The sequence below is a fragment of the bacterium genome, assembly GCA_021372775.1.
Classification (GTDB): domain Bacteria; phylum Acidobacteriota; class Polarisedimenticolia; order J045; family J045; genus JAJFTU01.
Window position 1 is genome coordinate 1 of the sequence record JAJFTU010000376.1, and the last position, 8,757, is coordinate 8,757.

5 protein-coding genes are annotated in these 8,757 nt (G+C 73.0%); 1 reads left to right on the forward strand and 4 read right to left on the reverse strand.

Going from position 1 to position 8,757, the window contains the following annotated elements; genetic code table 11:
• The first annotated feature begins 302 nt into the window (after positions 1-302).
• Positions 303-980 (forward strand): ankyrin repeat domain-containing protein, encoded by a 678-nt coding sequence (locus LLG88_12425; GenBank protein MCE5247709.1) that lies wholly within the window; start codon positions 303-305, stop codon positions 978-980.
• Positions 981-989: 9 nt separating this feature from the next.
• Here the strand turns inward: LLG88_12425 and nusB are convergent, their stop codons facing one another.
• The 4 genes from nusB to LLG88_12445 form a co-directional block, all read right to left on the reverse strand.
• Positions 990-1,436 carry a transcription antitermination factor NusB gene (nusB, locus tag LLG88_12430; GenBank protein ID MCE5247710.1) on the reverse strand — a complete coding sequence of 149 codons (447 nt, stop codon included), beginning with the start codon at positions 1,434-1,436 and terminating at the stop codon, positions 990-992.
• A 3-nt stretch (positions 1,437-1,439) separates the two neighbouring features.
• A complete protein-coding gene (gene ribH / locus LLG88_12435) occupies positions 1,440-1,937 on the reverse strand; it encodes a 6,7-dimethyl-8-ribityllumazine synthase (protein ID MCE5247711.1) in 498 nt (165 codons plus the stop codon).
• A 151-nt stretch (positions 1,938-2,088) separates the two neighbouring features.
• The gene (locus LLG88_12440; GenBank protein ID MCE5247712.1) at positions 2,089-6,414 is read right to left on the reverse strand and encodes a right-handed parallel beta-helix repeat-containing protein; all 4,326 of its coding nucleotides are present in this window, start codon (positions 6,412-6,414) and stop codon (positions 2,089-2,091) included.
• A gap of 124 nt (positions 6,415-6,538) precedes the next feature.
• Positions 6,539-8,757: immune inhibitor A (locus tag LLG88_12445; protein ID MCE5247713.1), on the reverse strand; the 2,219-nt coding region annotated here is incomplete at its 5' end.

An 8,757-nucleotide genomic window follows, 5' to 3' on the forward strand; every position in this document is an offset into this window, starting at 1 on the left:
GTCAGCTTCCCCTTGGCCCCCGGCGAGACGATCCTCCTCTCCTTCGCCGCGCACCGCGTGCGGCTGATCCACCCCGGCGGGCAGACCTTCTTCTCGACCCTCCGCAACAAGCTCGGCTGGGGACACCCCTGACCGAACCGCTCCGCGCGCCTTCCGCCGCGATCGAGGAGTCTCCTTCGCGCGCTTTTCCCGGCGCCCGAGGCGTCTCCGCCCCTCCGTCCCGCCCCCGCCTCGCGCGGCGGTTCGCCGCCGTCGCCGCCCGCCCGCCGTCGCCCGTACATTCAGCGGTCGAGGGTCGCCGCATGCCCGGTCACGCCCAAGCGATGATCGACGCGCTCCGCGCCCGCGACGTCGCCGCCGCGGAGACGATTCTGCGCGACCATCCCGCCGTCGCGACGCACCGGGGACACAAGGGGGAGAGCCTCGCCATCGTCGCCCTCTTCGCCGGAGCGGAGGAGTTGGCGCGGCGCCTCGCCGCGGCGCCCGACCTGCGCGAGGCGGCGGCGCTCGGGGACATGCCGCGGCTGACGAAACTCCTCGCGGAAGCCGACGCCGAGACGATCGAGGCCCGCGGAAGCGACGGATGGACCGCGCTCCATCTGGCCGCGTTCTTCGGCCGCGCGGAAGCGGTCCTCGCGCTTCTCGAGGCGGGCGCCGACCCGCGCGCCGTCTCCGCCAACGCGACGGCCAACACGCCGCTTCACGCCGCGCTGGCGGGCCGCGCCGGCCTTCAGATCGTCGACGCCCTGCTGGCGCGCGGCGCCGACGCCGGCGCCGTCGCGGGCGCGGGGGTGACGCCGCTCCACCTCGCCGCGAAGCGCGGCGACGCGGCACTCGTCAAGCGGCTGCTCGCCCGCGGCGCCGATCCGCGCGCGGCGATGACGACCGGACGCACGCCGGCCGACGTCGCCGGCGACCGTGGGTTCATGGACTTGTCGATCTACCTGCGGCGCGCGCGCCGGCGGAAGCCGGCCGAGTGAGCGCCCGCTTCAGCCCCGCGTCAGTTCGCCGCGATCGAGCCGCCGGCGGATGCCGTCGGCCACGCCGTTGACGAAAGCGCCCGATTCCTGGCCGCCGAACGCCTTCGCCAGCTCGATCGCCTCGTCCAGGATCACCGCCGCGGGGGTGCTCGGATCGTCGAGCAGCTCGAACAGCGCGAGCCGGATCACGTTGCGGTCCACGACCGCCATCCGCTCCACCCGCCAGTTGTCCACCCCGGCGCGGATCAGCCCGTCGAGCTCCTCCATCCGCCGCGTCGCGCCGCGGAAGAGGTGCTCCGCGAAGCGGCGCGCGCGCGGGTCGAGCGCCTCGTCGGCGAGGTTGTCGAAGAACGCGGCCATGTTGACTTCGGCGCCGCCGCCGGCGACGTCCTGCTGGTAAAGCATCGACAACGCCGCCGCGCGTCCCTTGCGCCGCGATCCGCTCTCTTCGCCCACGCTTCAGCGCCCCCCGGCGAGCAGGCCGCGGAGGTTGGCCATTTCGATCGCCGTCATCGCGCAGGAGAACCCCTTGTTCCCGCCCTTGCCGCCGGCGCGCTCCATCGCCTGCTCCAGCGTGTCGCAGGTCAGGACGCCGTCGGCGACCGGCACGCCGGTTTCGGCGGCGATCTGCGCGAGGTCGCGCGTCACGACGGCCGAAAGGTGGTCGAAGTGCGGCGTCTCGCCGCGCACCAAGGCGCCGAGGGCGATGATCGCGTCCGGCCGGATCGGCGCGTTCGCGCGGCCGCAGGCGCCCTGGGCCATCATCCGCACCCCCTGCGGGATCTCGAAGGCGCCCGGCACTCGGACGAGGATGATCCGCTCCTCGTTGGCCCCGTGCCGCGCCAGCGCGTCCAAGGCGCCGGAGAGGAGCACGTCGGTGACGCGGTTGTTGAAGCGCGAGAGCACGATCCCGAAGCTCAGTTCGCGCGCATCGAGGTCTCCGGCCAGTTCCAGCATCGTCGCTCCTCGCCCGCCCGCGCGGACCGTTCTCGTCCGCCGGCGGCGCGAAGTCTACCACCCGCCCCGCGCGCTCGAAAGGCGCCGAAGAAAACGCCGCGGCCCCCCTCGCGAAGGGGACCGCGGCGGCCACCTAACAGCCGCGGAGCGCTCAGGGGCAGCCTACGCTCAACGACTGCGGCAGGACGCAGGCGCCGGAGAGCGTCGCGCCGTGCGGCGCCCTCTCCGCGCCCTTGGAATCGGTTCCGTAGGAGCCTTCGGTGACGCCGTTCTGCGCCACGATCACGAAGTAGTGCACGTCGCCCGGGGCGACCGTCGGGTCGTAGGCGTCGCCGCTCTTCACGTCGCAGACGAAGCCGCTCCAGACCGGCGCCTGCTGCGGCACGGAGGTCGCGCCGGAGTACAACGCGTAAGTCGTCGCGCCGCAGGCCGCGCCGAACGACAGCCCGAGCTTGCCGTCGCCGCCCTTGGTCACGAGGACCATGCCGTCCCCGCTCGCCGGCACGCCGCCGGACGGGTTGACGAAGTAGTGCGAGAACTCCGAGGTGTTGCCGCCGGCGTCGGTCGCGGTGGCGACGATGTTGGTCGCGGCGACGGCGATCGGCGCCGTGGTGAAGGCGCAGAAGCCGTTCGCGTCGGTGGTGCAGGTCGCGGCGCCGAGGTAGGTCTGTCCTTCGCCGTAGCCGGTGGGATCGACCTGCGCGTTGCCGAAGACGTCGATCGTGACCGCCGTGTTCTTGCTGGTGTTGATCACGCCGCCGACCGTGAGGTTCGCGCCGTCGAACTGCGCCGCGGTCAGGATCGGGTAGTTCTGGAGGTTGTTCGCGCCGCTCCCCGGATTCGCGCCGTTCGGCGTCACGCCGTCCCCCTTGAGGTCGATGCCGATCCCGCCGTTGCCGTAGATCGAGTTCGCCCGGATCGCCACGGCGTTGTTGGAATAGGTGCCGCCGACGACGACTCCCGCGCCGCCGTTGTTCGCCACGACGTTGCAGTCGCCGGTGCAGGCCCCGGGGGTCGCGCCCGAAGTTCCGCCGATCAGGCTCCCCGCGCCGCCGGCGCCGACGTTGATCCCGGCCAGCGTGTTGCCCAACGCGGTCGTCTTGTCGACGGCGACGCCGATCCAGTTGCCGACGATCTTCGTCGGCGAGGAGATCCCCGAGGCGGCGATCTCGACGCCGTACTTGGCGTTGCCCGAGATCACGTTCCTCGCGACCGTCGTCCCCGCCGCGGAGCTGACGATGTCCACGCCGTCGCCGAGGTTCGGAACGGCCGTCGTCCCGGTCGCGTCCGCGCCGAGCAGGTTGCCGGCGATCGTGTTCGGTCCCGACGTGTACTCGACCTTCACCGCGGCGTCGTTCGGGTACGTGCCCGAGCACTTGTTCCCCGAGATCACGTTTCCGGGCGCCGCGCCCGGCGTCGCCGCGTCGCCGCCGACCGTCGCGTTGGTCGCTCCGGTCGAGATCTTCACGCCGCTGTTGTTGTTCGGAACGGCGGTCGCGCCGTCCGCGGCGAGGCCGATGTAGTTCCCCTGCACCGACACGCCGTCTGCGTTGTAGATCCGCACGCCGTCGTTGTTCCCCGAAATCACGTTCCGGTCGAGCGCCTGCCCGCCGCCGAGCTGCGTTCCCTTGGCGGCGTCGATGCGTACGCCGAACGAGCCGTTGTTCTTGAGCGCCGCCGTCCCCGCGGCGTTGAGTCCGACGAGGTTCCCCTTGATCACCGTGTTGAGGACGTTCTGCGCGGAGGAGCTCGTTCCGACGAGGGCGATGCCGTCGCCGCTGTTTCCGGAGACGACGTTGCCGGGCGCCGCGCCCGGCGTCGCGGTCTGGCCGCCGATCGTCGTGCCGGAAGCGAACGTGTAGCCGCTCTTCGTCATCACCCGGATCCCGGCGCCGGCGTTGGCGATCGCCTTCGTCCCGTCGGGCGCGACGCCGCAGTAGTTCCCTTGGATCACGGTGTTCGCCGCGCCCCAGACGGCCACGCCGTCGGCGGCCTGGCTGCCGCTGCCCGGGCCGTTGCCGGAGAGGACGTTCCGCGCCCGGACGTCGGCGCCGCCCACGGTGTTCCCGGCGCCGAGCAGGATCCGCACCCCCGCCTCGGCGTTGGGCAGCGACTTCGTCCCGGCCGCGTCGAGGCCGACGATGTTTCCGCGGACGAAGTTGCCGGTCGTGGAGCTCCCTTCGATCGTCACGCCGCCGCGGTAGTCGGTGTCGCTGGTCGGCGCGCCGTTGCCGTTGCCGGAGATCACGTTCCCCGGCGGCAGTCCGGGGGCGTCGGCGAGGTCGCCGATCTTGTTGTTCTTCGCGCCGTTCGTCAGGTAGACGCCGGAGCGGCCGTTCTTCAACTGCGCGGCGCCCGTCGCGTCCACGCCGAGGTAGTTGCCGTAGACCAGGTTGTCGCTCGAGCCGTTGATCTCCACGCCGTAGTTGCTGTTGTAGCCGCCGTTGCCGGAGATCACGTTCCGCGCGGAGGCCGCCGCGCCGCCGATCGTCGTCGCGCCGCTTCCGCCCTGGACCATCACGTGGGCCACGCTGCCGTTGCCGATCCCCGCCGTGCCGCTCGCCTGCGGACCGACGAGATTCCCTTGGATCAGCGTCCCGTTCGTGCCGGCGTCCTTCACGTTGATCCCGTAGGCGCCGGAGTACGACCCGTTGCCGGAGATCACGTTCCCCGGCGCGGATCCGGGCGCCGCCGCGACGCCGCCGATCACGTTGTTCGTCGATCCGCCTTGAATCTGGACGCCGTCGCCGGGGCTCGAGACCAGATAGGCCGTTCCCGCCGCGTTCGTGCCGACGTAGTTGCCGGCGATCGTGTTCCCCGACGCGCCCGCGTCGATCCGGATCCCCGCGGTCGAGTTGCCGGAGATCAGGTTCCGCTTGTCGGCCGTCGCGCCGCCGATCATGTTCCCCGTCGCGCCGGCGCCGGTGATCAAGATCCCGCCGTTGTTCTTCGTCGCGGGCGCCGCGCCGGCCGCCGTCGGGCCGACGTAGCAGTTCTCGACGCTGTTCCCCGCCGTCGCGATCCGCAGGCCCCACGATCCCATCCGGTCGATCACCAGCGAGCGGATCACGCTTCCCGCGCTCGTCGTCCCGGCCGTCGCGTCGGCGGAGAGATCGAGGCCGACGAACGAGGCGGCCGCGCTCGCGTCGGGCGTCAGCTCGACCCGCGCCGCGCCGCCGTCGATCGTCGTCGCCTGCACGAGCGGCGGAAGCGCCTGCTTCAGCGCGATCGAGGGCGTCGTCAAGTTGAAGGTGATCGACGTCGGGCCGGCGCTCTTGTTCGTCTCCATGATCGCCGCGCGCAGCGTGCACGTCCCGCCCGCCGTCGCGCAGACGCCGTCGCCCGGGTTCGCGTCGTCGGCCGCCGTCGCCGCGTCGTCCGACGCGTCGTCGACGACGAAGGGGATCGGCTCGCGCTGCGGCAGCAACTCCGCGCCGCCGCCGGCGATCGCCGCGGCGAGGTCCGCGCGGCCGCGCCCCGAGAGCGGCGCCGCGACGAGGGCCGTCGGCGTCCCGCGCAGTTCCAGCGACTCGCTGCCCGTCGCCGAGGCGACGACGATCGAGCGGTTGTCGGGATCGATCGCCGCCACGTCGTCGCCGAGGGCGGACGTGATCTTCGCCGCCGCCAGCCGCGTCAGGCCCCGCGGCCCCGCGAGGCGCGTTTCCGCGGTCCACCGCCCGTCGCGATAGGAGAGGATCCGGACCGCGCCGTCGCCGTCGAGCGCCGCCAGCCCCGGCTCGACCGCCGCGCCGCGCGCGAACCGCCCGAAGACGACGTCGCGCGCCTCGTCGACGCCCGGCGCCGCGGCGAACCGGAGCGTCGCGCGCGGATCGGCCGCGCGGTCGATCCCGCGGGCGACGAACACGCCCTTCGCCGTGGCGACCGCGACGTCCGCGGGGTAGGCCGCGTCGAGATGTCCGAGGGCGATCGACCACGGGTCCGCCGGCAGTTCGACGACCTCCGGAACGGCCTTCGCCGCGCCGTAGATCGACTGGAAGACGACGAGGCGCGCCCCTTCGACGCCGACGACGATGTCGGCGACGCCGTCGGGGCGGTTGATCTCGCCCACCGCGAGCGCCGTCGCCGTTCCCGGCAGCGCGATCCGCGCCACGCCCTCGAACCCGCCCTTTCCGTCGGCGCGCAGCACGTCCAGCGCCGAGCCAGCCGCGACGACGACCTCGACGCGGCCGTCGCCGTCCACGTCGCCCGCCGCGACCAGCCCGCCCGCGGCGAGCGACGCCGCGGCCGTCGTCGTCCCTTCTGCCTTCGCCGCGGCGAGGCGTCCGCCGGCGTCGGCGCCGATCAACTCCGCGCGGCCGTCGCCGTCGAGGTCCGCCGCCGCCAGGAACTGCGCCCCGGCGAGCGCGGCCGGCGCGGGCCGCGCCGAGGCCGTCGTCCGCCCCGTCTCCGCCCAACCGAACGTCGCCCACGCCGCGAGCGCGAGCGCGACACTGCATCGCCCCAAGGATCGCGTCATTTCGAACTCCTCCCCTGTTCGTGCCGTCGAGGCGCGCCGCGCCCCGCGTCCCCTCTCCCGCCGCTCGTTCTTCGAAGCGGCGCCGCCGCGGACGCCCGCGCGCCCCGCGGCGGCCCGTTCCGCGCTACTGGCAGAGTCCGCGCGGCGCCAGCGTGCGTCCCGCGCCCGCCGGCCCCTCGCCGGCGTCGTTGACGCCGCTGAGCAGGAACCACTGCACGGCGCCGCCCGCGGGCGCGTCGGTCAGCGTCGCGCCCGTCGTCGTCGCGGCGCCGCTCCAGCGCAGGCAGGAGTTCGGCTGGCCGTCCGCGAGGTGCGCGAGGTCGGCGAAGGCGCCGCGGTAGAGGCGGTAGCCGCTCGTCGCCGCCGGATCGGCGCCCCACTGCAGCGTGTCCTTGCTCCCCGCCGTCCAGTTCAGCTCCGCGTCGATCGCCGTCGCCGTCTCGCCGGGCGCGGTCAGCGTCCCCGGAGCGCAGGCATGGACCGCGCACGTGAAGTTGGGCGCGGTCAGGACGAAGTCGTCCACGATCGGCGCGCTGCTCGTGCTCGCCGGCGTGACGTCGTGGACGCCGAGGTAGTAGGTCCCGTCGGCCGGGACGGTGAAGGTCAGGCTCTGCGCGACGCAGCCCGCGTTGGTGAAGCCTTCCGTGCTCCACAGGTCGCCGAGCGTCATGTGCGCGGCGTCCTGCGCGTTGCCGAGCTTGATCGCGAGGTTCACGCCCATGTACCAGATGCCCGAGTTGTACGACTTCACGTTGAAGCCGAGCGTGTAGGTCGTCCCCGCCTTGAGGGCCAGCCCCTTGGAGAAGAGCCAGGCGTCGGACGCCGTCGAGCCGGTGTAGTGGAACATCCCCGACTTGCCGTTGCCGGTGCAGTCGTAGGACGAGCTGTAGGTGATGATCTTCCAGTCCTGCTGGCTGCCGGAATGCGCGAACTTCCAGCCGGTCGGCAGCCAGGACGACGAGGCGCCGCTCGGGAAGTCGAAGTGCTCGTCGAGCAGCTTCGTCGGCGCGCCGGCGACGTTCGCGCCGACCTGCACGGCGAAGGCGTCGTCCCACGAGCCGGCGTCGCTGGTCATGTGCATCGTGAACGGGATCTGCGTGCCGCAGGTCGCCGCGGCCGGGATCGCCACGGTGAACTGCGGGTCGATCGAGGTCGCCGTCGCCCCCGCCGTCAGGTCGGGGAAGCGGGTCGCGCCGTTGGTGACGACGACGCCCGGCGCCGTCGTGGAGAGCGTCGCCGCGAGGCGGGAGGCGACGATCGGCCCGTTGTTGGTCAGCGTCACCGGCAGCCGCAGGTGCTCGCCGGGGTCGGCGACGCCGTCCGCGGCGGCGCCCGCGCCGTGGCAGGCGTCGACGATTCCCAGGCCGGTCCGGGTCGGGAGCGCGACGCAGGCGCCGGCGCGGGAGACCTCGATGTCGTCGAGGTACCAGCCTTCGAGCTGCCAGTCGTAGTCGGACGTGAAGTGGAAGCGCAGCTTCACCGGTCCGCTGTACGCGGCGAGGTCGAGGTCGGTGAACGCCCAGCCGTTGCTCGACCCGCCGTACGGCTCGACGAGGTCGGTCCACGTGTTGCCGCCGTCGGCGCTGATCTGCACGGCGCACTTGTCGTAGATCTCGCCCGACTCCGGGTTCATCTCCGTGTTTCCCCATTCCCAGTAGCGCAGGTGGTAGCCGTGCCCCGCCGCCCCGAGGTCGATCGTCGCCGACTCCAGCGAGGACGAAGTGCTCGCGGCGTAGGAGCCGTCGCAGTCCACCGCGCCGACCTTCCAGGCGTGCGTCGCCGAGTGGCTGCGGCAGGTCGAGACGTGGAACGCCGATCCCGTGCCGTTCTTGGGGGTCCAGAGGCCTTGCCCGTTCTCGACCGTGTCCTTGAACGAGAAGATCCGCCCGCCGGTCTGCGTCGGCCGATGCAGGCCCGACTGGTCGTCGGTCGTCGCGTTGCGCGCCTTGTCCTCGGCGACGACGTCGAAGTAGTAGGTCGTGCAGGCCGACAGCTTCCGCACCGTCGCGCTGTGCGCGGTGGTGTAGACCGGCGCCCCGTCGACGACGGTCGTCGGAGGGGCGGCGGCGCCCCAGACGAGGCGGGTCGTCGTCGGCTCGTCGGTGGTCCAGCTCACCGTGACGTCGACGTCGGTCGCGGTCACGACGACGTCGGAGATCGCGGGCGCCCGGCAGTCCACCGGCGTCGTCGCGTCCACCGTCCGCGCGGCGGGGGCGGCGTCGGCGTAGCGGACCGTGATCGTCGCGCCGTCGGCCACCGCGACTTTGCCGTCCTGCGAGCGCGCGGCCGCGATCGTCGCCAGCTGCGCGACGAACACGCCGGTCTGCGGCCCCGTCTCCGTCA

Coding starts and splice junctions, on each gene's coding strand:
- LLG88_12425 (MCE5247709.1), top strand. CDS start 303: ATGCCCGGTCACGCCCAAGCGATGATCGACGCGCTCCGCGCCCGCGAC.
- ribH (MCE5247711.1), bottom strand. CDS start 1,937: ATGCTGGAACTGGCCGGAGACCTCGATGCGCGCGAACTGAGCTTCGGG.
- LLG88_12440 (MCE5247712.1), bottom strand. CDS start 6,414: ATGACGCGATCCTTGGGGCGATGCAGTGTCGCGCTCGCGCTCGCGGCG.